Below are 20,153 nucleotides of genomic sequence, written 5' to 3'. Positions count from 1 at the left end.
ATTCACCACACGTGAGACTGCCGCCACAATCTCAGTGCCGCAGCATTCCGCACAGGTGCGCATGCCACTGCCGCGCCGAAAGATCGGTCAGCGAAGCAACCTGGTCAATCACCAGGCGTAGCCGCGCGTCCTTATCGCTACTGGCCCACGATTCCGCCAGGTGCGGCTCTAATTCGGCCGGGTTATCCAACAGTGCTTCAACCAGGTCAAAAATAATGGCCCGCTGCTCCACGTAATGCGGTTCGTGCTCGCGCGGAGCCATAACATAAGCCACCGCGATCCCTTTCAGGACCGTGATTTCGGCAAAAGTTTCTGGCGGTACGACGACGTTACCGTTGTAGCGCACCAATTTGCCGTGCCCGGACTGCGCCCAGGTTGCCTGACAGACAGCAGAAACAAAACGGCCAATGAGGTCGGAGGTGAGGTCTTTCATGCGGGCAAAATCACGGTAATTACCACCGAAGTGCACCGGCCAGGCTTCTTCGCGCAGCAGGCGGTCAAGAGCATCGGAAAGCTCGCCCGCGCTCGGTTCGCCATACCAGGCCAGGGTATCCTCCACGACTTTCTGGCGTTCGCCCGGATCGGTTAGGCATGAAGGGTCGAAGAATCCGCGGGCGATCGCGTCCTCGACATCGTGGACGCTGTAGGCAATATCATCGGCCAGATCCATGATTTGGGCCTCGACGCAGCGGTTATGCCCGTGCTCGCCGTGAATCCACTCGAAAACATCGGCGTCATCGCGATAGTAATTGAATTTCGGGGTTCCGCCCGGACCTTCGTTATTACCCCAGGGGTATTTGATCACGGCATCCAGGGTGGCACGGGTGAGGTTAAGACCGGCCGGGCGCCCGGTGCGGGTAGTACGTTTGGGCTCGAGGCGAGTGAGAATACGTAGAGTCTGGGCATTGCCTTCGAAACCGCCGATATCCGCGCCAACCTCCGCGAGGGCCCGCTCCCCGTTATGCCCGAAGGGCGGGTGGCCGAGGTCGTGGCACAGGCACGCGGTTTCCACGATATCCGGATCGCATCCGAAGTTACTGGCCAGCGAACGTCCGATTTGAGCCACTTCCAGGGAATGAGTGAGACGGGTGCGCACAAAATCGTCCGATTCAGGCCCGAGCACCTGGGTTTTCGCCCCGAGGCGGCGTAGCGCCGAGGAATGTAGCACCCGCGCGCGGTCGCGTTCAAAATCAGTGCGCGAACGGGATTTGGGTGGTTCGTGCACCCACCGTTCGCGGTCGTCGGGCCCGTACACTTCGGCCGCCCCAAATAAATCCGTCACAGCTAGAGGGTACCAAGCCTGCGGGCGGTGCGGTGGCGGCAAGCGGAGCGGTCGTGACGGGCGGAGCACCGGGCCTGAGGCAAGCACCGCGCCGGGGCTGGTTTAGCCGCCGGAAATATCGAGTTCGGCTTCGTGGATCCGGGCCGCTTGTTCCGGGCTAAGCTCGCGCGAATCGAGCCAGCCGTCGGGCAGATGCGGGCGCTTTTCCCCGCCGGCGCGCCCGCGTTTACCTTCCGCGGCCGCCGGATAAGGCTGATCCAAGTCCAGGGCCTGGAGGCGCTCGTGGAGTTCCTCCAGGGTGGAGACGAGCCCTAAGGAGTGGCGGGTTTCCCCGCCGACCGCAAAGCCTTTGAGATACCAGGTGATGTGCTTGCGCAGCTCTCGCATGGCCTTATTTTCGCTTCCGAAATGTTCCACGGAGAGGCGGGCGTGACGCTCGATCATCGCGGCTACTTCGCGCAGCGTGGGGCGGCGCTGGGCGCTGGCCCCGTGCATGAGGGCAGCCAAATCATAGAAAATCCAGGGCCGGCCCTGGCAGCCGCGCCCGACAGCCACCCCGGCGCAGCCGGTATGGGCGCGCAGCGCGGCGGCATCTGCGGCGTCGAAAACATCACCGTTACCGAATACGGGCAGCTCCGTGGAATCTACGAGCTCCGCAATAAAATCCCAATTCGCGTGGCCGGCGTAATGCTGGGCGGTGGTCCGCGCGTGCAAGGTGAGCCCGGCAATCCCGTAGTCTTCGGAGATGCGGGCCACGTCCCGAAAAGTTTCGTGAGCGGCGTCGATCCCGACCCGGAATTTCACCGTGATCGGTACTGCGTGATCGCGCCCGCGGTTCGCGGCGCTCGCTGCCTCGGTGGCCTGGCGCACCAGGTCCTCGTACAAATCAAGTTTCCACGGCAGTGCCGAGCCCCCGCCTTTGCGGGTGACTTTCGGGGCCGGGCAACCAAAGTTAATATCGATGTGGTCCGCGCGGTTTTCCTCGATGAGGAGCCGCACCGCGGCGGCCACCACCCTGGGTTCTACCCCGTAGAGCTGGATGGAGCGCACCGGATCGCTCGGATCGGGCTGGATCATGGTCATGGTTTCCGGGGTGCGTTCCAGCAGCGCCCGGGAAGTAATCATTTCGCATACCCACAGTCCGGCCGGGGCGTAAGAACCGGGTGCGTGGGCGTCCAGGGCCTGCTCTCCCGTATTACTGAAGGGTGCGCCTGGGGCACCGCTAGAGCCCGTCGCGCACCGGATTCCCGCTTCGGCTTCTTCACGGCAGAGCTGGCGGAAGGGCGGGTTAGTCACCCCGGCCATCGGCGCGAGCATGACCGGCGTAGCCAGAGTCAGATCGCCCAGCTGAATCGCCGGCCATGCGGCATTCTCCGCCATATGCTTCCCTTCGTCCTTTCTGCGTCATGGATGAGGGTACCGCACGACCGGGAGCAAGAGTTATTCCGTGAGCTAAACACCCAGCTATATGACCTGCATCACGGTAGGCTGCAAGAGAGCTCGTCAGAGTTCCCAGGCCGATTGCGTTCTTCCCGCACCGCCCACGCCGCGTGGGGACCAGGCTCTTCCGCCGTGGCTGGGAGGTAGGTGTCACCACTACACGTGAGCAGTTAGCTTCGGCTACCTGGCCTCGGTTCTACATTTTCTATCAGGAAGGCGCACCGCATATGGCCGCGAACAGGAATGTTCAGGATCTTCTGAACGCCACCGCATTTGATTCCCATAACGATAAGCTCGGCGGAGTGAAGGAGGTATTCCTTGACGCTAAAACGGGCCAGCCCTTCTTTGTGGAGGTGGGCTACGGGCTCTTCGGTATCTCCTCCAGCCTCGTTCCGCTGCGCGGTTCGCACCTCGAGGGTGAAGAACTCCACCTGGCGTTCGTCAAGGATGCGATTAAGGATGCCCCTGATGTCGACGTGGAACAGGGCATCACCCCCGAAGAGCAGGACCGCCTGCTCGCCCACTACCACCTTACGGATACGCGCGAGGGCGACCGCTACGCCACTGAGGTTTCGCCGGTCGGTGCTGGTGAGCCCCGCGCTGCCGCTGGCGCGCCGCCGGTCACGGCTAGCGGCGCTGCAGAAAGCACGCCCCGCACTGCGGCCGAGCATCCCGCCCCGGTTACTGCTACCGCTGATAATTCCGTGGTTCATTCTGAAGAGCGCGTCAATGTAGAGGAGGAAACCGTACCCGTTGAACGGGTATCTCTCCATAAGGATGTCGTGCAGGATACCGAAACGGTCTCCGAAGATAAGGCCAAGGAACAGATCGAAGACGAAACGGACCGCTCCACCAAATAGTAGGCTCGTGAGAAACCTGGTCTGCTCGGCAAACAACCAGGCAGGCATGTCAGCCGCGCAGGCACGCGAGCCGCGCAGCGAAGCTAGGAAAAGAGGAAGAATGGCCGAGGTAACCGTCCGCGACATTATGGATGCCACCGCTTATGACCGCTCCGAGGTGGAGATTGGGCCGGTGCGCGAGGTATTCCTCGATGACGCCAGTGGGCAACCCACCTTCGCCCTCATCGGGCGGGGATTATTCAATCTTTGCTCCGCCCTGGTCCCGCTGCGCGGTTCGCGCCTGGTGGAGGGCAAGCTCATCCTCTCGGTTTCCGCAGAAGCGGTGGCCAGTGCTCCGGCCTGGTCGGTGGAGGACGGCCTGACCGAGGACCAACAGCAGCGTATTTACGAACATTTCACCCTCACCGATATTGCCGACGGCAAGGAGCACGCCACTAACGCTTAGGGACCTGATCTCCACGGGGAAGCTGTTCTCCGAGGGGAACCTGCTCTCCACGGGAACCCGGTCGCCAACGTATCGCCTGCTGTTTGGCCGCAGCGGGAACCCACAAGCTAGGCGCTCACCCGATCTCGCGCCGGTGCCACGGGGGCGAGGAGCGCGGCTACCGCCGTCGTCAAAGGAATCGCCAGCACCAAACCAACGGAAGCGGCCAGGGTGCGGGTGATTTCCTCCGCGATCTGCTCCACCTGCATGAGGTCAAGGAAAGACCGCTGGTAAATCGAAGCAAGAATGAGAAGGGGCAGCGAAGCCCCCACGTAGGCAAAAGCCAGCGTGTAAACGGTTGAGGCAATATGGTCGCGCCCAATGGCCATCCCGCGGCGGATGAGGCGGCGGCGCGGCGTGCTCGGCGATTCGGCATGCAACTCCCAGATGGTGGAAACCTGGGTAATAGTGACATCATTGAGGGCACCCAGCCCAGCCAGAATAATGCCCGCCAGCAGCAGGGTACGCATATTGATACCGCCTAGGCTCCAGGAGAGCATCGCGGTTTGTTCCCCGCCCGTACCGCTAAGATTCTGCGCGCCCACCGCCCACACCGCCACCGCCGTGGTGATAAGAAGACCCAGGAAAGTGCCGATAATCGCGGTGGTGGTGCGGATAGAAATACCGTGTGCCAGATAAATCGAAGCGAACATCATCGCAGAAGCACCGGTGAGTACCACCGCGAAAGCATTCCCGCCGGCGGCCAGCGCCGGAATAATAAAGAAGCCGACCACCAGGAGGGATACCCCGAGGCCCGCGAGCGCCGCCAGGCCCTTCCAGCGCGCCACCACCACAATGACCAGCACGTACAGTCCAGCAAGCAAGGCCAGGGGCATCCCGCGCTCAAAATCAACGAAAATATGTGCGGTGCCCGAGGTAACCATGGCAGGGTTGAAACGGGCTTCGATCACATCCCCCACTTCTAACCCGGAGGCCACCACCTCGGCCGGGACGTGCACGGGAACGGATACGCCCTCCACTTCCATCTCCACCGGGGTCTGGCCCTGCGCATCCGTTTCCCCTACCGAGGTAATCGGCCCACTCACCATACTCACACCCGGAGAATTCAGCGGAATGGAGCCCACCGGGGACTCCCCACGCGGCCACAGCACAGCCAAGGCAATAGCGGTGAGAAGCGCGAGCGGAACAACAATAGCGGCAAGCAGGCGCCCGACCTTGCGGCGCACCCGCGCCGGGACCTCGATATCTGAATGATGATGCACGCCTTCAGGCTACCGGCCCACCGCCACGCGTGGGAGAAGCGCGCGTCCGGTCCCACGGGACGTGGCAGAATAGTACGCACGGAACGGTGGGAACCGGTGTTTCCTCCCGGGACTGCCCGTCTTCGTCGTTAGACTATATATATGCATTTCACCACCCTAACTGCCGAGGAATACGCTTCCGCTACCCGCCACAGCTCGCGTCTCTTCCTCGCCCAGCTTCCTGAATACGGTCGGTGGCGCACCGAGCAGGGCGACACCGTAGATTATGTGGGGGTGCGCGAGGGCGAGGAGCTGCGCGGCGTCGCCCTCATTACCTACCAGCCGTGGAAAAAGCTGTTCACCCGCGCCATTATTACCAATGGCCCCACCCTGGATTGGGAGGACGGCGAGCTGGTGGATTTCTTTTTCACGCAGCTCGCCGCGTATCTTGCCACCAAGAAGCGGGTGATTGCGCTGCGCATCACCCCCAATGTCCCCGCCGCTTTCTATGAAGACACCACAAAAATTGCTGGTTCGCCGCTGGGGTCGCGGGCGACCGAGCAGCTACGCGCGGCCGGGTTCCAGCATATTCCCGTGGATCCCCATGACCCGGCCGATATTCATTTTATTTACACGAAAGATATTGCCGGGAAGAGTTTCGAGGAGATCGCTGATTCCCTTACGAAAACGATGCGCCGGCAGGTCAAGCACGTGGGACGCTACGGTGTGGAGGTGCATACCGGCGGGGTTGAGCTATGGCAGACCTTCCATCAGCTTTATGAATCCTCGCGCGAACGCACCGAGATGGCCAAGATCTCGGATTATTCCGCGCAGCTGTATACCGGGATGATGGAAAAGCTGGGCCCTGAGCGCGCTTTCCTCGCGATTGCCTACGCGCATCCAGCTACCTACCTGGAAGAGATCACCGCGAATATCGCCCGCCTCGATGAGCAGATCGCCCAGAATTCCACTGAGCCGCGCACCCGCAAAAAGGAGGGCGCCCTCAAGGAGCTCGGCAGCCAGCGTGCTTCCCTCCTCAAGCAGGAAACCGAGGCCCGCGATTTAGCGCAGCGTTATGGCACTAGTGTGCCTTTTGCCGGAGTTCTGGCTTTCCGCTGGGGCGATGAGCTGGTGCAGCTGCTCCGCGGCTTCAATAAGGATTTCACCACCTATAACCGTGATTACCCGGTCGAATCCACCCTGCTGCGCTGGGCGGCGGCCCACGATATTTCCACCTACAACACCCTCGGGATTTCCGGCATTTTTGACAATTCCGCTCCCGATTACCCGGTGCTCGAATACAAGCGCAAACTCAACGGGAACGTGGAGGAATTCATCGGTACCTTCGCTCTGGCGCTGCGCCCGGAGGCTAAGCTCACGGGAGCGTTGATCTAACCCGTCCGGCACGGTGCTGGGGCATAGTTACGACGACGGGGCTGCGCCGGCGGCGCAGCCCGGCTAGCTGCCGCCAGCTCATGAGCGGCGGCGCAAACGGGCCAAGATCTTAACCACGGGGCGGAAGAGCACGTCGATTTCTTCCATTTTTGCCAGCTTCATACCTCCCACGTACACCAGCACCATAACGCTTCCTCCCACGATGAGGCCCAGGAGTGCCTGAGCCGGTGTCATGGGGCTGAAGACGGGGCCCACCAGGCGGGCCGCCCCGTAGCCGGCCGCGGCCGCCAGGCCGGAAATCCCCAGGAGTTTGAGATGGAAAGAAGTCAGGACTGCGCCGTCGACCCCACCCATCCGCGGGGACAGGTGCCACAGCATCACGATAACCGCAAAAATATTGGCGAGTGAGCCCACAATACCCACCGCCCATACCACGTGCTGGGGCGGGAGTAGCGCGCAGAAAACCGTGAGCACGCAGGAGGCACCCTGGAAAGGCAGGCTAATGAGGAAAGCACCGCGGGTGTCCTCAAAGGCGTAGTAGACGCGGTCGAGTACGCTCACCGCGCCGATCCCGAAAAGCCCGAGGGCCATGGAGGCCACCACTTTCCCGAGGGTGACGGCTTGCTCCGCACTCGAGGTGATAGCGAAGAGGCGGGAGACGGGCACCGCGAAAACCATGAGGCCGATGGCGGCCAAGAACATGATGGTGGAGACGATGCGCAAGGTGCGGGACACGTCGCGGCGCATCCGATCCCGGTCTCCGTCCGCCGCTGCCCGCGAGATACGGGTAAAGACAGCGGTGGCGATGGAAACCACGAAAAGCGAGGTGGGCAGGGAGTAGATAGTGTAGGCGGTATCGTAAGCGAAATTACCCGCCACGTACTCCGAATTCATCCCCATGCGAATGGCCCGGTCGGAGGCCCCGGCGGCAGCATTGGAGATGAGCGCCGTCGGAATAATGGAGGTGACCATCATGAGGAGCATCCACCAGGAAGCCCGGCCGGCCGCCCCCAGCCCGGAATTACGCCACCGGAAATCGAAACGGAAATGGATGCCCAGGCGGCGCAGCGGCCAGATGAGGATGAGGGCTTGGGCGACGATCCCCAGGGTGGAAATACCGCCGAGCCAGCCCACCCGTGAGGCGGTCCAGCGCCCCGCTTCCAGGGCGTCTTCCGGGGTGGCCGAACCAAAAATAGCGAGGATGGCGAGCATCCCGAGAACCGCCACTACGTTATTGAGAGCAGGCGCCCACATATAAGGCCCGAAGTTTTCGCGGGCGTTGAGGATCTGCCCGATCACGGTGTACATGCCGTAGAAGAAAATTTGGGGCAGGCACCAGTAGGCCCAGGCCACCGTGAGCCGATACCAGTCCTCGGACATGGTAGCCGCCATAACTTTGACCACGGCGGGCGCAGCCAGGGTAATAAGCACGGTCACCGCGCCCAGTCCCACAATCGCCACGGTGAGGAGCTTGTTGATAAAAGCTGCGCCTTCTTTCTCCCCCCGTTTGGTAGCCCGCACAATTGCCGGCACCAGCACCGCGTTGACCAGGCCCCCCACAATAATCATGTAAATGAGATTGGGGAGCTTATTGGCGATCCCGAAAGCGTTGCCGGCCGGCGAGGTGAGACCCACCACCGCGCCGAGGAGAATCGGGGAACGCACCAGGCCGAGGATACGCGAAACGAGCGTGCCGAAGAACATAATGATGGAGGCCCGCGCGGCACTCGCGCTTTTCTCACTCACGTTATTCTCGCTCGAGGCGGCGGAAGTATCCGGCTCGGGGCCGGCGGCAGCGGAGGTCGCGGGAGCGTCCGCAGCGGATTCCGCCGTATCCGGGCGGGCATCCGCACCGTGATCAGCCACAAAATGCCGTCCGGTCGGGCGGCGCGGGGGGAAGAAACGCATGCCTTGAGCTTAGCCTTAGAATCCAGATTCGGTGGGATGCGGATAGAAGCGCCGCATCTTCTGAACCGCGCGGATATCGGAAAGCATCCGGAAAACAGTGCGTTTCAGGTGGCGGTCCTTGCTATAGGCAATGGGGTTAACCACCGGGCCCTGCCGGCGCACCCGCCGCACTTCCGCGGCCAGCTGCGGATCGCGCAGGTAGCGGCGCCCCGCCAGCCACGCGGGAATAATCGCGAAAATCCCGGCGCGATTGACCCGCTGGAGTGGTGCGGTTTCCCCGGCGATATCCGCCACCAGGGCACGCGCCAGATTCACCCCGCCCACCTTGAGGTAGTAGTGTCCGCGCCCGGCCCGCGGATTGAGGTCCAACCAGTAGGCCCGGCCGGTACGCGGATCAATTTTCACGTCCATGGAGAAGAAGCCGCGCAGGCCCACCTCGCGCACGATCCGTTCGGCCCGCTCGGTCAGGAACCCCTCCGGATCCGTGAGGATAATCCCGGCATTACCGATAAGCGAAGGCTCATGCAGCCCCAGCAATACCCGCCCCGAGCCAATCGCGCTCAGGTGCCCGCGCGAATCGATATAGCCATTGACAACCCACTGGGTGGTGTCATCCCCCGGAATAAGTTCTTGAGCGATGAGGTCAATATCGACCTGGCGGCCTGCAAGCCTGGCAAATTTCGCACGGGCTGCTGCGGCGTCGTCGAATACCTCCACCTTTTTCAGACCTGTGGCGTAAAGCGAAGTGGGGTTATCGGCGCGCGCGGGTTTGACGACAATGGGGAAGGGCAGCGTGGCGAGCGCCGCATCCCAGGTATCGGGTTGGGAAAGATGTACGACGGCGCGCCGTGGGGCCGCCTCCCCCACCTTTTCGTACACCTGCGCCATCGCCTCTTTCGAATTCGCCAGGTCCACGACCTCCGGTGCGGCGAAAGGGAAGAACCAGTTAGAAGCCAGACGGTGCCGGTTGCGCACAATCACATCCACGCCTTCATCAACATTGACGAGGCAGATGAGGGTCCGGTCCGCGAACTCCACGGCCAAAGAATTGAGCAACGCCACGAATTTTTCTTCGTCCTCCATAATGTGGCGTTCACAGTACCGCACCGAGAGGATAGAGGAATTATTGATATGCCCGCGCGGGTATTCGGCAACGACGAGCGAATTCACCCCGTAAGTCTCGTGGAAAAGCCGCGCAAAACTATAGGCTTCCACCTCATTACCGAAAATCACCGGCAGTGCATCCATACGTGTTCTCCCTCCGTGCCCGGCCGCGGGCACGGTCATTATGCTAGCAGCGCCGCGCTAAAGTAGAAGGCAGCACTCCGCCCACGTGAAAGGACCATCGTGACCGAAGCCGATATCCCCAACATCGAGGTTCGTTTGCCGATTAAACTCGGCCAGTTCGTGAAATTAGCATCGCTGGCCGCTTCGGGCGCCGAAGCCCGCGAACTTATCGAAGCAGGCGATATTAGCGTGAACGGTCGGGTAGAAACCCGACGCGGCAGCGCGCTGCGCGACGGCGATGTGGTTGCCCTTGCCCAGCCGTGCGGCGCGCTGCGCGTACGAGTTACGAGCCTTTAGCAGCCCACCAGTTTCTGGGCTAGGAAACCCTCCACCTTCTCTAGCGGGATACGGACCTGCTCCATGGTGTCACGGTCACGCACCGTCACCGCCTGATCCTCGAGGGTATCGAAGTCCACGGTCACGCAGTACGGGGTGCCAATTTCGTCCTGGCGGCGGTAGCGGCGCCCGACCGCCCCGGCGTCGTCGAAATCAACATTCCACGAGGCCCGCAAGCGCGCGGCAAGATCCGCGGCCAAGGGGGTGAGCTTCTCGTTACGCGAAAGCGGAAGCACCGCGGCCTTGACGGGTGCCAGGCGCGGATCCAGACGCAGCACGGTACGCTTATCTACCCCGCCCTTGGTATTGGGGGCTTCATCTTCCACGTAGGCATCCACGAGGAAAGCCATAAGCGAACGGGTTAGCCCCGCCGAGGGCTCAATCACGTAAGGAACATAGCGTTCCCCACTGGCCTGGTCGAAGTAGGACAGATCCTTACCCGAATGCTTAATATGGGTGGTCAAGTCAAAATCGGTACGGTTGGCGATGCCTTCCAGCTCACCCCAATCCGACCCCTGGAAACCGAATTTGTACTCGATATCCACGGTGCGCTTGGAGTAATGGGAAAGCTTCTCCTTGGGATGTTCGTACAGGCGCAGATGCTCCGGGTTGATCCCCAGGTCCTTGTACCAATCCAGGCGCTGGTCAATCCAGTACTGGTGCCATTCTTCGTCCTCACCGGGTTTGACGAAGAATTCCAGTTCCATCTGCTCGAATTCACGGGTGCGGAAAATGAAGTTTCCGGGGGTAATTTCATTGCGGAACGACTTGCCAATCTGACCGATGCCGAAAGGCGGCTTCTTCCGCGAGGTGGTTTGTACATTCGCGAAGTTGACGAAAATACCCTGCGCGGTTTCCGGGCGCAGGTAGTGCAGACCGGATTCGTCTTCCACCGGGCCGAGGGTGGTTTTCAGCATCATATTAAAATCGCGCGGCTCGGTCCATTGGCCCTTCACCCCGCAATGCGGGCAGCCCAGCTCCGAAGTAGGGATGGAGTCCGGGTCGTCAATATGCTTTTTCGCGGCCTGGGCTTCCTGGAGCTGATCCATACGCAGGCGCTTGTGACAGTTGAGGCATTCGATGAGGGGATCGTTGAACACACCAACGTGCCCGGATGCCACCCACACTTCTCGCGGCAAAATGATGGAGGAGTCAATGCCAACAACGTTATCGCGACTTTGCACCATGTACCGCCACCACTGGCGCTTAATATTTTCTTTTAGCTCGGTTCCCAGCGGGCCGTAATCCCAGGCCGAGCGGGTACCACCATAAATTTCCCCGGCGGGGAAAACGAAACCGCGGCGCTTGGCCAAAGAAATAACGTTATCGAGACGGGAGGGAGCAGGCTTAGCCAACGTTGTTCCTTTCTATTGCGCGCATCCGGATGATGCGTGGCCCGTCTAGTCTACCGCCGCGCCCGTTTCCGCGCGGTCCCGACCCGTGCGGAAAACGAAAAGGAAATATGCGACGACGACGCCCAGCACCACCACTGCGGCAATTCCCCACGGGTTACCGAAAATAGCTGCCCACACCGCTCGCAAGGCGAGCATACCCACCGTGGAGTAGATCGCCGCCCACCCCAGCCAGCCGGGCAGCGCGGCCAAAGTGAAACGCCAGCCGCCCATGCGGGTAAGCCCGGCACCGATGAGGATGACGGTTTGCACGCCGATGGTGAAGAAGCAGAGGGTGACGAGAGGCCAGCCGCGGCGCGCCACCCGCTGCGAGGCCGCGATCACGCGTTCATCGTGCGCCCAAGCCCAGGCGCGGTGGGCGAGGCGATTGCGCGGTTCGCGCTGCCGGGCCACCAAGTAGGCGGCATAGCGCCCCAGCCAGAAGGTGGCACTGGAACGCAAGGAAACAACAAGGAAAAGGAAAAGATAGACGAAGGCAAAGGAACGCCCGGCCAGGAATGAGAAAGAATCCATGCTCAGCGATCCGTTCCTTCCCGGCTCCGGCCGGATGTTTGCGCGGCACAATCGGAACAGAGTCCAATGAGTTCAAGAGTGTGGTCCACATCCGAGAATCCGTTGGCGGTAGCGATGGAACGCACCCAATCTTCGGCACCTTCGAGTGCAATTTCCACGGTTTTCCCGCAGCGCCGGCACATGAGATGGTGGTGGTGTTCTTCGGTTTCGCAATAGCGATAGAGGGTTTCGGTGCCCTCCTGCATGGTGTCGAGAATCCCCTCCTCCGCCATGGCTTGCAAGGTGCGGTACACGGTGGCCAGGCCGATGCGCCGGCCCTCCCGGGAGAGCTTTTCGTGGAGCTCCTGGGCGGAAACAAATTCCGGGATCGTCTCCACCATCTTCGAAATGGCGATCCGCTGGGCAGTTACCCGCGGTTTAGACGCGTTCATGAACCCTCCTGTGGTTGCGCCGTACCAGCGTGGACATGATTGCCACAACTGCGTACCCGGCAATGAGAATCACCGCGATCATAGCCCCGGGAGAGGCAGAAACATAGCGGGTAATGACCAATCCGACAAGTGCGGCCCCGCATCCGAGCCCCATGGCCAAGCGCTGCGTGTGCGCCAGGGAGGAGCACACCAGCTGGGCGGTAGCCACCGGCACGATCATCATGGCCGAGACCAGCAGAATGCCCACTACCCGCATGGACACCGCGACCGTGAGCGCTGCCGTGACCGCGATGAGAATATTAAAAGCCCGCACCGGCAGACCCGAGGCGCGCGCGAAATCTTCGTCGTTCGTGACCGAGAAGAGCGGGCCGCGCAGCCCGATACCCACCGCGAGAATCACCACGGTGAGGGCCACCGTGTACCACACGTCCTGCCCCGTGACCGTGGTAACTGAGCCGAAGAGGTAGTAGTTGAGGTTCGCCGTCGTCCCACCCGCGAGGGAAATGAGCAGCACCCCGCAAGCAATGCCGCCGTAAAACAAAATCGCGAGCGCGGTATCTCCCGAAGTTATCCCCGAGGATCGCACCCATTCGATAATGAGCGCGCCGAGCACCGCGATAATGAGCGCACCGGGCACCGCAAAACGTTCGGGTTGGCCGTGCAACCAGGTGCCGGTCAACCAGCCGAGAGCCACTCCGGTCAGGGCCACGTGGCCGATGCCGTCACCCATGAGGGCCATGCCGCGTTGGACGAGGTAGCTGCCCACCACCGGTGCGGCCAGCCCCACGAGTACCGCTACCAGCAGGGAACGCATCATGAGGGGCGAGGAAAGAATATCTGCGATCATTGCGCCACTCCCCCGTGGACGTAGCCATCAGATACCTGAATATCGCGGCCCACCAGGTGCTCAAGTTCCCCGCGTTCGTGGAGCACCATAACGAGGGTGAGGCCTGCGCCGTGCAAGCGGGTGAGAATATCGGCCAGATCGGCACGGGCGCGTGCATCAATCCCGGCTAAGGGTTCGTCAAGAACCAGCAGATCGGGGCGTCGCACCAGCGCGCGAGCGATCATGACGCGGTGTTGCTGCCCGCCGGAAAAGACCCGCACCGGATCCTGGGCGCGGTTGTCCAAACCCACCGCGGCGAGGGCCTCATAGGCGGCCGCGCGGGCCGCTTTCCCTTTATCCGCAAAGAGGTGACGACCGGACAGCAAACCGGAGCGCACCACTTCCAGCGCGGTGGCAGGCAGATTGCCGGCGTGCACCATCGATTGGGGCACGTAGCCTACCCGGTGCCAGGGCACCCGGCGGGGCCGGGCCGTATCCACCCCGAAAACCTGCGCGGTTCCGGTATGGGGAACGACGCCGAGAAGCCCTTTGACCAGAGTTGATTTGCCCGAGCCATTGGGCCCGAAAATCCCCACCGATTCCCCGGTCGCTATCTCCAGGTGCGCCGAATGGACGATCTCGCGCCCGCCCAGGGTAATGCACAGATCGCGCGCGAAGAGGGCCGGGGAAACCGCAGGCTGCGCCGTTGCCATGCTCGCAACGGGTACCACGCCCGCGCCGGGTACCGGGGACGGACTTACTGGCACTGCAATCCCTCACGCAGATGGGCGAGATTGATATCCATAATGGCCAGATAGCCCGCGCCCTCCGGATCGGATTCCGCGGTGCTCAGCGAGGAGAGGCTCGCCCCGGTTTCCGCGGCGATAGCTTCGGCGGTTTTCGCGGGGCTATTGACTTCCGCGAAGATGGTGCGGGTCCCGGTTTCCGCCATAATGCGTTTCACTTCGGAAATATCGAGCGGGGAGGGGTCCTGATCCGGGTCAATTCCTGAGATTCCCACCTGGACAAGGTTGTAACGGTCCGTGAGGTAACCGAAGGCCGCGTGGGAGGAAACCACCGTGGTGGTAGCGCACTGGGCAAGACCGGTGGAGTAGCGCGAATTGAGATCGGAAAGCTCCTGCTTGAGGCGCGCGAAATTCGCCTCGAAATCAGCGCGGTGTTCCGGGTCCATCGAGGAGAGCGAGGCGGTGATTGCCTCACCCACGTCTCGCATCCGCACCGGATCGAGCCAGAAATGCGGGTCCAGAACACGCCCGGCTTCGGTGGCTTCATCCCCGTGGTTATCAGCCAGACCGCGGTGGTGAACCAGCTTGGCGGCATCGGCCAGATTGACAGCATTATCGCCCCCGATGGTAGAGATCGCCGCATCGAGAGAGGGTTGGAATCCGGCAACGTAGAAGATGACGTCCGTGGCTTCTAGTTCCGCGACCTGCTTCGGGGAGAACTCGTAATCGTGGGGTTCTACATTGGTGGGGGTGGCGGAGGTGACCTCCACGTAGTCCCCGCCGATCTGTTCGGCGAGCCACCGGATTGGGGTGAAAGATGCCGTCACACCAATGCGCGCGGTATCCGCACTCGATGCAGCCGCGGAACTTGCGGCACCGCCCGCGGGCGAGGTGGAGGATGGCTGGCATCCGGCCAGCAGCGCGGTGGTTCCCAGCAGCGCTGTACATCCGAGCAGCGCCGCCATACGAGTCAAAGTTTTCTTCACCCGGCCAGTCTACCCAACGCGCCCGTACCCGCGCCGCAGCTCCCGAGTCCACCGTCTGCGCCGTACCCGGCACCGCAGCGGTCGCGCCAACCCGCGCCGGACGCGCGTAGCCGCGGCACCTGATGCTGCTACGAGACCAAGCAGTTTCGCCCGAGGAGCACCTTGAGATCGGAGAAGAAACGCGCTTCGGGTTTGACGTAGAACTCCTGGCCCACCTGCACCACCGAGGTGCGCCCGGGGCGCTGGATATGGAGCCGCACCGGGGCACTACCCGGGTAGGTGCGCAGCAAGTCGCTCAATTGCCCGAGCAGATCGCGGGTGCAGATACGCTCAGCCAGCTGCACATCCACGGGAGAATCGGGGAGCAAGTCACCGCTGGGGATTTTCATATCTTGGGCGGAAAGCTGAATATTGCCATCCCGATCCGAGACGCGCGCGGTAATAATCGCTACCTGGTCCGGGGCGAGCAGCCCGGCCACGGTCTGGTAGGTGGCCGGGAAGAAGTTAATTTCTGTACTACCCGTCATATCCTCCAGGACAATCGTCGCCCACATCTTCCCGTTTTTCTTGGAGATGCGCGGTTGGACAGCTGTCACAAGTCCGGCCAGGGTCACGGTCCGCCCGTCCGTTGCGGCGTCGTCGTCCAAAAGCCGCACCACCGTGGTATCCGCCGCACGGTCCAAAATATGTTCCATGCCGGACAGTGGATGGTCGGAAACATACAGGCCGAGCATATCGCGCTCAAGATTGAGCTTTTCGCGTTTATCCCATTCGGGAAGCTCGGGGATATCAACCTCCACCCCACCGGCGATTTCGGAACCGCCGAACAAATCAAACTGCCCCACCGCTTCATTTTTCTTCAGGGCGACGACGGCGTCCACCGCCTCGGCGACTTTGGAGAGCAAAGCGCGGCGGGTATAGCCCATGGAATCGAAAGCCCCGGCGCGTACAAGACATTCCACGCTGCGCTTATTGAGGACCTCGAGGGGAACCTTATCGAGGAAGTCTTGGAAGGAAGTGAAAGCGCCCCTCTCTTCGCGGGCGCTAATAATGCCGTCCACGACTTTCGCGCCCACGTTGCGCACCGCGGATAGACCGAAGCGGATCTCCTCCCCCACGGCGGAGAAATTCGCCAGGGATTCGTTCACATCGGGGACCAGCACCTTGATGCCCATACGGCGAGCTTCCCCGAGGTAGACCGCCATTTTGTCTTTATTGTCTTTACGCGAGGTGAGGAGGGCTGCCATGTATTCCACCGGATAGTGGGCTTTCAGGTAAGCCGTCCAGTAGGAAATCACGCCGTAGCAAGCTGAATGGGACTTGTTGAACGCGTAGGACGCGAAAGGTTCCATGGTGCCCCATAGGGTTTTTACCGCGTCCTTGCTGAAGCCCTGGGCCACCATCCCGGCTTCGAAATCGACGTACATCTTATCCATGACGTCTTTTTTCTTCTTGCCCATGGCTTTGCGCAGCGAATCTGCCTGGCCCATGGTGAAGCCGGCGACCGTCCGGGCGATCTGCATGATCTGTTCCTGATAGACGATCAGGCCGTAGGTGGGGGCCAGAATCGGCTCGAGGATCTCCTCCAGCTCGGGATGGATCGCCTCGATTTTCTGCAGACCGTTCTTCCGCAGCGCGTAATTGGTATGGGAATTCATCCCCATGGGGCCGGGGCGATAGAGCGCAGACACCGCGGAAATGTCCTCGAAATTGGTGGGCTTCATCTGCTTGAGCAGAGTGCGCATCCCCGAACCGTCCAGCTGGAAAATACCGAGGGTATCGGCATGTTGGAGCAGCTCAAAGGTGCGCTCATCATCGAGGGGAACATTGTCAATATCGAGCGGATCTTTATTATTCGCCACGATATTTTCCAAGGCGTCTTCAATGGTGGTGAGATTGGACAGTCCCAGGAAGTCCATTTTGAGGATGCCAAGGTCCTCGCATTCGGGATATTCGAATTGGGTGATGACCGCGCCGTCGGCCGGGCGTTTCATCACCGGAATAACATCTGTGAGCGGGACGGAGGACATGAGGATGGCGCAGGCATGCACGCCCCACTGGCGGGTGAGTCCTTCAATACCCTGGGCCAGGTCGAAAACGCGTTTGGCATCCACGTCGGTGGAGACCATATCGCGGAATTCCCCGGCTTCCATATAGCGAGAATTCTTCTCATCGAACACGCCGGAAAGCGGGATGTCCTTGCCCATAACCGAGGGCGGGAGGGCCTTGGTGAGACGTTCACCCATGTCGAAGGGGTAGCCGAGCACCCGGGAGGCATCCTTGAGAGCCTGCTTCGTTTTAATGGTGCCGAAGGTAACCACCTGGGAAACTTTGTCATGCCCGTATTTATCTTCCACGTAGGCGATGACTTCCCCGCGGCGGCGTTCATCGAAGTCCACGTCAATATCGGGCATGGATACGCGTTCCGGGTTGAGGAAACGTTCGAAGAGGAGACCGTGTTCGATGGGATCCAATTCGGTGATATGCAGCGCGTAGGCCACCATGGAGCCGGCCCCGGAACCACGCCCAGGCCCCACCCGGATGCCATTGCGTTTGGCCCAGAGAATGTAATCGGAAACCACGAGGAAGTAGCCGGGGAAGCCCATCTGGACAATAACTTCCACTTCGTAATTGGCACGCTGGCGCACGTGATCGGGAATATGTTCCCCGTAGCGCGAATGCAGGCCGCGTTCCACTTCCTTAATAAACCAGGAAGTGATGTCCTCCCCTTCGGGCACCGGGAAGACCGGCATGTAATTGGCGCCTTCCGCGGCGGTGGTGAAGGAGATATTGCAGCGTTCGGCCACCAAGAGGGTGTTTTCCATCGCCCCGGGCAGATCCCCAAAAAGGCGATACATTTCTTCGGTGGATCGCAGATGGTAGCCGTGCCCATCAAATTTGAAACGGTTGGGATCCTGGAGGGTGGAACCGGAGTTAATGCAGAGCATGGCATCCTGGACGGAATGGTCCTCCGCACGCACATAATGCGAGTCATTGGTGGCCAGTAGCGGCGCATTGATTTTCTTCGCGAGGTCGAGCAGGTCATTGCGAGTGCGCCGCTCGATTTCGTTATCGTGGTCCATGATTTCCACGAAGTAGTTTTCTTTACCGAAGATCTCCTGCATCCGCCCGGCAGCTTCCAGAGCTTCGGCGTGCTGTCCCAGGCGCAGCCTGGTTTGTACCTCCCCGGAGGGGCAGCCTGCGGTGCCGATGAGGCCCTCGTGCAGCTCCTCGAGGAGTTCGAGATCCATGCGGGGCCATTTGCCCATCTGGCCCTCCAGCGAGGCGCGCGAATCAAGCCGGAAGAGGTTATGCATCCCGGTGTTATTGGTGGCAAGCAAAGTCATATGGGTATAGGCCCCGCGCGCGGACACGTCATCGCTGCGCTGTGATTCATCCCCCCATAGCACCCGGTTGCTGGAGTACCGCGAGGTCCCCGGGGTCATATAGGCTTCCACCCCGATAATCGGTTTGATGCCGGCATCCTTGCAGGCCCGGTAAAACTCGTAGGCGCCGAAGCAGTAGCCGTGGTCAGTAATGGCCAACGCACTTTGATTTTGGGCAACGGCCTGCGCCACTAGCGGCTTGATTTTCGCCGCCCCGTCCAGCAGGGAGTATTCGGTATGGGTGTGGAGGTGAACGAAATCTGAGGGAGCGGCCATGGGGCCTAGTCTATCCAGCGCTCACTACCCGCGCCATTTCCCGGTGCCAGATGCGCGCGTCCAGGAAGGGTGCGCGAGCGGTGAGTTCGTAGCCGAGGGCCCGGTAGAAGCCGATTTTGTCCTCTTGGGCATCGAGGACAATTCGCACCTGCCCGGCGTGTCCAAATTCGCGCAGTGCCACCTGGGCCGCGGCCTCGCACAGGAAGCGCCCTATGCCCAGGCCGCGGGCGGAAGGGCGCACGCAGACCCGCCCCAGGTGTACGACGCCCTCCGTGGTTGCGTAAACCCGTGCCGCACCTAATGCTTCACCCGCATTATTTTCGACGACGACGTGGTGGGCACGTTCGTCTATGTCGTCAAGTTCTTCTTCCAGCAGCACGCCCTGCTCCCCGCAGAAGACCTCGATGCGGATAGCGCGGGCCCGTTCCAGGTCTCCCTCGAGCCAGCGCAGCTGCGCCGTCGTCATGAAAAAACTCCCGCGCGCATGCGCTCGAGAGCGGTGGCGAGGTCTTCCGGGTAGGGTGCCTCGAATTCGCGCCAGGTGCCGTCCGGATGTTCGAAGCCGAGGTGAGTGGCGTGCAGCCACTGGCGGGTCAGGCCGAGCGTTTCACTCAGCCCCGGATCGGCCCCGTAGGTAGCATCGCCTACGCAGGGGTGGCCGAGGGCGGACATATGCACCCGAATCTGGTGGGTACGCCCCGTTTCCAGGTGAACCTGGAGGAGGCTGCCTCCGGCCATCGCTTCCAGGGTGTCGTAGTGCGTAATGGAGTGGCGCCCGTCTGAGCGCACTCCCATTTTCCACTGGTGGCGCGGATCGCGCCCGATGGGTGCGTCCACGGTGCCGGAAAGCGGGTCGGGATGCCCCTGAACGAGGGCATGATAGATCTTTTCAGGAACACGATTGCGGAACTCGTCCTTGAGCAGCACGTAGGCACGTTCCGATTTAGCCACCACCATGCACCCGGAGGTTCCCACATCTAGGCGATGCACAATCCCCTTGCGTTCGGCCGGGCCGTAGGCGGAGAGCTGCACCCCGGCGTTCATGAGGGCGCCCAGCACGTCCGGGCCGGTGAAGTTGAGCGAAGGGTGGGCTGCCAGGCCGGCCGGTTTATCCACCACCACCAGATCGGCATCTTCGTAGAGGATGGGGATGGGGATATCTCCCCCGCGCGGGGCAACGGTGCGCGGGGTAGGAATATCGATTTCCAGGATGCTCTGCGCGCGTAGCCGCACTGATTTCGGCACTGGGTTGCCGTCCAAGAGCACATCTCCAGCATCGATCAGGCGCTGCACTTCGGCTCGGGACAAGCCGGTCAGGCGCGCGATAGCGGCATCAATACGTACGTCGGTGAATTCTTCCGTGACCGGATAGGTCCGCCACAT

At 61.5% G+C, this 20,153-nt stretch carries 18 protein-coding genes; 4 read left to right on the top strand and 14 right to left on the bottom strand.

Annotated features, from left to right (window positions below; translation table 11 throughout):
* Positions 1 to 31: 31 nt before the first annotated feature.
* Positions 32 to 1,282, bottom strand: coding sequence for a deoxyguanosinetriphosphate triphosphohydrolase (locus AC5RK6_RS04290; protein ID WP_320757824.1), 1,251 nt, complete (start codon positions 1,280 to 1,282; stop codon positions 32 to 34).
* A gap of 102 nt (positions 1,283 to 1,384) precedes the next feature.
* Positions 1,385 to 2,662, bottom strand: a complete 1,278-nt coding sequence (dusB, locus tag AC5RK6_RS04285; RefSeq protein WP_320757825.1) for a tRNA dihydrouridine synthase DusB — start codon at positions 2,660 to 2,662, stop codon at positions 1,385 to 1,387.
* Positions 2,663 to 2,949: 287 nt separating this feature from the next.
* On the opposite strand from dusB, the gene AC5RK6_RS04280 reads away from it, so the two are divergent.
* Together AC5RK6_RS04280 and AC5RK6_RS04275 are read left to right on the top strand one after the other, a co-directional pair.
* Positions 2,950 to 3,582 carry a DUF2382 domain-containing protein gene (locus tag AC5RK6_RS04280; RefSeq protein ID WP_320757826.1) on the top strand — a complete coding sequence of 211 codons (633 nt, stop codon included), beginning with the start codon at positions 2,950 to 2,952 and terminating at the stop codon, positions 3,580 to 3,582.
* A 100-nt stretch (positions 3,583 to 3,682) separates the two neighbouring features.
* On the top strand, positions 3,683 to 4,027 hold the full coding sequence (locus tag AC5RK6_RS04275; protein WP_320757827.1) for a PRC-barrel domain-containing protein: 345 nt from the start codon (positions 3,683 to 3,685) through the stop codon (positions 4,025 to 4,027).
* A gap of 107 nt (positions 4,028 to 4,134) precedes the next feature.
* On the opposite strand, the gene AC5RK6_RS04270 is transcribed toward AC5RK6_RS04275, so the two are convergent.
* Positions 4,135 to 5,289, bottom strand: coding sequence for a YibE/F family protein (locus tag AC5RK6_RS04270; RefSeq protein WP_320757828.1), 1,155 nt, complete (start codon positions 5,287 to 5,289; stop codon positions 4,135 to 4,137).
* 141 nt (positions 5,290 to 5,430) lie between these two features.
* Here AC5RK6_RS04270 and AC5RK6_RS04265 point away from each other — a divergent pair, with 141 nt between their 5' ends.
* A complete protein-coding gene (locus AC5RK6_RS04265; protein WP_320757829.1) occupies positions 5,431 to 6,663 on the top strand; it encodes a lipid II:glycine glycyltransferase FemX in 1,233 nt (410 codons plus the stop codon).
* A gap of 78 nt (positions 6,664 to 6,741) precedes the next feature.
* Here the strand turns inward: AC5RK6_RS04265 and murJ are convergent, their stop codons facing one another.
* Both murJ and AC5RK6_RS04255 read right to left on the bottom strand, forming a co-directional pair.
* The gene (gene murJ / locus AC5RK6_RS04260) at positions 6,742 to 8,571 is read right to left on the bottom strand and encodes a murein biosynthesis integral membrane protein MurJ (RefSeq protein WP_435730732.1); all 1,830 of its coding nucleotides are present in this window, start codon (positions 8,569 to 8,571) and stop codon (positions 6,742 to 6,744) included.
* 15 nt (positions 8,572 to 8,586) lie between these two features.
* Entirely contained in the window at positions 8,587 to 9,819 is a 1,233-nt protein-coding gene (locus tag AC5RK6_RS04255; protein WP_320757831.1) for a carboxylate--amine ligase, read from the bottom strand.
* Between the two features lie 99 nt (positions 9,820 to 9,918).
* On the opposite strand from AC5RK6_RS04255, the gene AC5RK6_RS04250 reads away from it, so the two are divergent.
* Positions 9,919 to 10,155, top strand: a complete 237-nt coding sequence (locus AC5RK6_RS04250) for an RNA-binding S4 domain-containing protein (protein ID WP_320757832.1) — start codon at positions 9,919 to 9,921, stop codon at positions 10,153 to 10,155.
* Here the strand turns inward: AC5RK6_RS04250 and AC5RK6_RS04245 are convergent.
* The 9 genes from AC5RK6_RS04245 to AC5RK6_RS04205 all read right to left on the bottom strand — a co-directional run bounded on the left by AC5RK6_RS04245 (position 10,152) and on the right by AC5RK6_RS04205 (position 20,153).
* Positions 10,152 to 11,549 carry a glycine--tRNA ligase gene (locus AC5RK6_RS04245; protein ID WP_320757833.1) on the bottom strand — a complete coding sequence of 466 codons (1,398 nt, stop codon included), beginning with the start codon at positions 11,547 to 11,549 and terminating at the stop codon, positions 10,152 to 10,154. The two genes, AC5RK6_RS04250 and AC5RK6_RS04245, sit on opposite strands and share 4 nt — an antisense overlap.
* Before the next feature lie 45 nt (positions 11,550 to 11,594).
* Positions 11,595 to 12,119, bottom strand: coding sequence for a VTT domain-containing protein (locus AC5RK6_RS04240; protein WP_320757834.1), 525 nt, complete (start codon positions 12,117 to 12,119; stop codon positions 11,595 to 11,597).
* Positions 12,120 to 12,121: 2 nt separating this feature from the next.
* On the bottom strand, positions 12,122 to 12,550 hold the full coding sequence (locus AC5RK6_RS04235; RefSeq protein ID WP_284883226.1) for a Fur family transcriptional regulator: 429 nt from the start codon (positions 12,548 to 12,550) through the stop codon (positions 12,122 to 12,124).
* Positions 12,537 to 13,397, bottom strand: coding sequence for a metal ABC transporter permease (locus AC5RK6_RS04230; protein WP_320757835.1), 861 nt, complete (start codon positions 13,395 to 13,397; stop codon positions 12,537 to 12,539). The genes AC5RK6_RS04235 and AC5RK6_RS04230 overlap by 14 nt, the downstream gene beginning before the upstream one ends.
* Entirely contained in the window at positions 13,394 to 14,143 is a 750-nt protein-coding gene (locus AC5RK6_RS04225) for a metal ABC transporter ATP-binding protein (protein ID WP_320757836.1), read from the bottom strand. The genes AC5RK6_RS04230 and AC5RK6_RS04225 overlap by 4 nt, the downstream gene beginning before the upstream one ends.
* Complete coding sequence (locus AC5RK6_RS04220) at positions 14,134 to 15,108, bottom strand: metal ABC transporter substrate-binding protein (protein WP_320757837.1); 975 nt, start codon at positions 15,106 to 15,108, stop codon at positions 14,134 to 14,136. Before AC5RK6_RS04220 ends, AC5RK6_RS04225 begins: the two co-directional genes overlap by 10 nt.
* Before the next feature lie 128 nt (positions 15,109 to 15,236).
* Entirely contained in the window at positions 15,237 to 18,770 is a 3,534-nt protein-coding gene (dnaE, locus tag AC5RK6_RS04215; protein ID WP_435730733.1) for a DNA polymerase III subunit alpha, read from the bottom strand.
* 10 nt (positions 18,771 to 18,780) lie between these two features.
* A complete protein-coding gene (locus AC5RK6_RS04210) occupies positions 18,781 to 19,236 on the bottom strand; it encodes a GNAT family N-acetyltransferase (protein WP_320757839.1) in 456 nt (151 codons plus the stop codon).
* The gene (locus AC5RK6_RS04205) at positions 19,233 to 20,153 is read right to left on the bottom strand and encodes an RluA family pseudouridine synthase (protein WP_320757840.1); all 921 of its coding nucleotides are present in this window, start codon (positions 20,151 to 20,153) and stop codon (positions 19,233 to 19,235) included. Before AC5RK6_RS04205 ends, AC5RK6_RS04210 begins: the two co-directional genes overlap by 4 nt.

The sequence above is a fragment of the Actinotignum sp. usb-actsch-213 genome (assembly GCF_059085665.1).
Note: the sequence above shows the minus strand (reverse complement) of the source record. Positions and strands in the feature narration are given on the sequence as shown.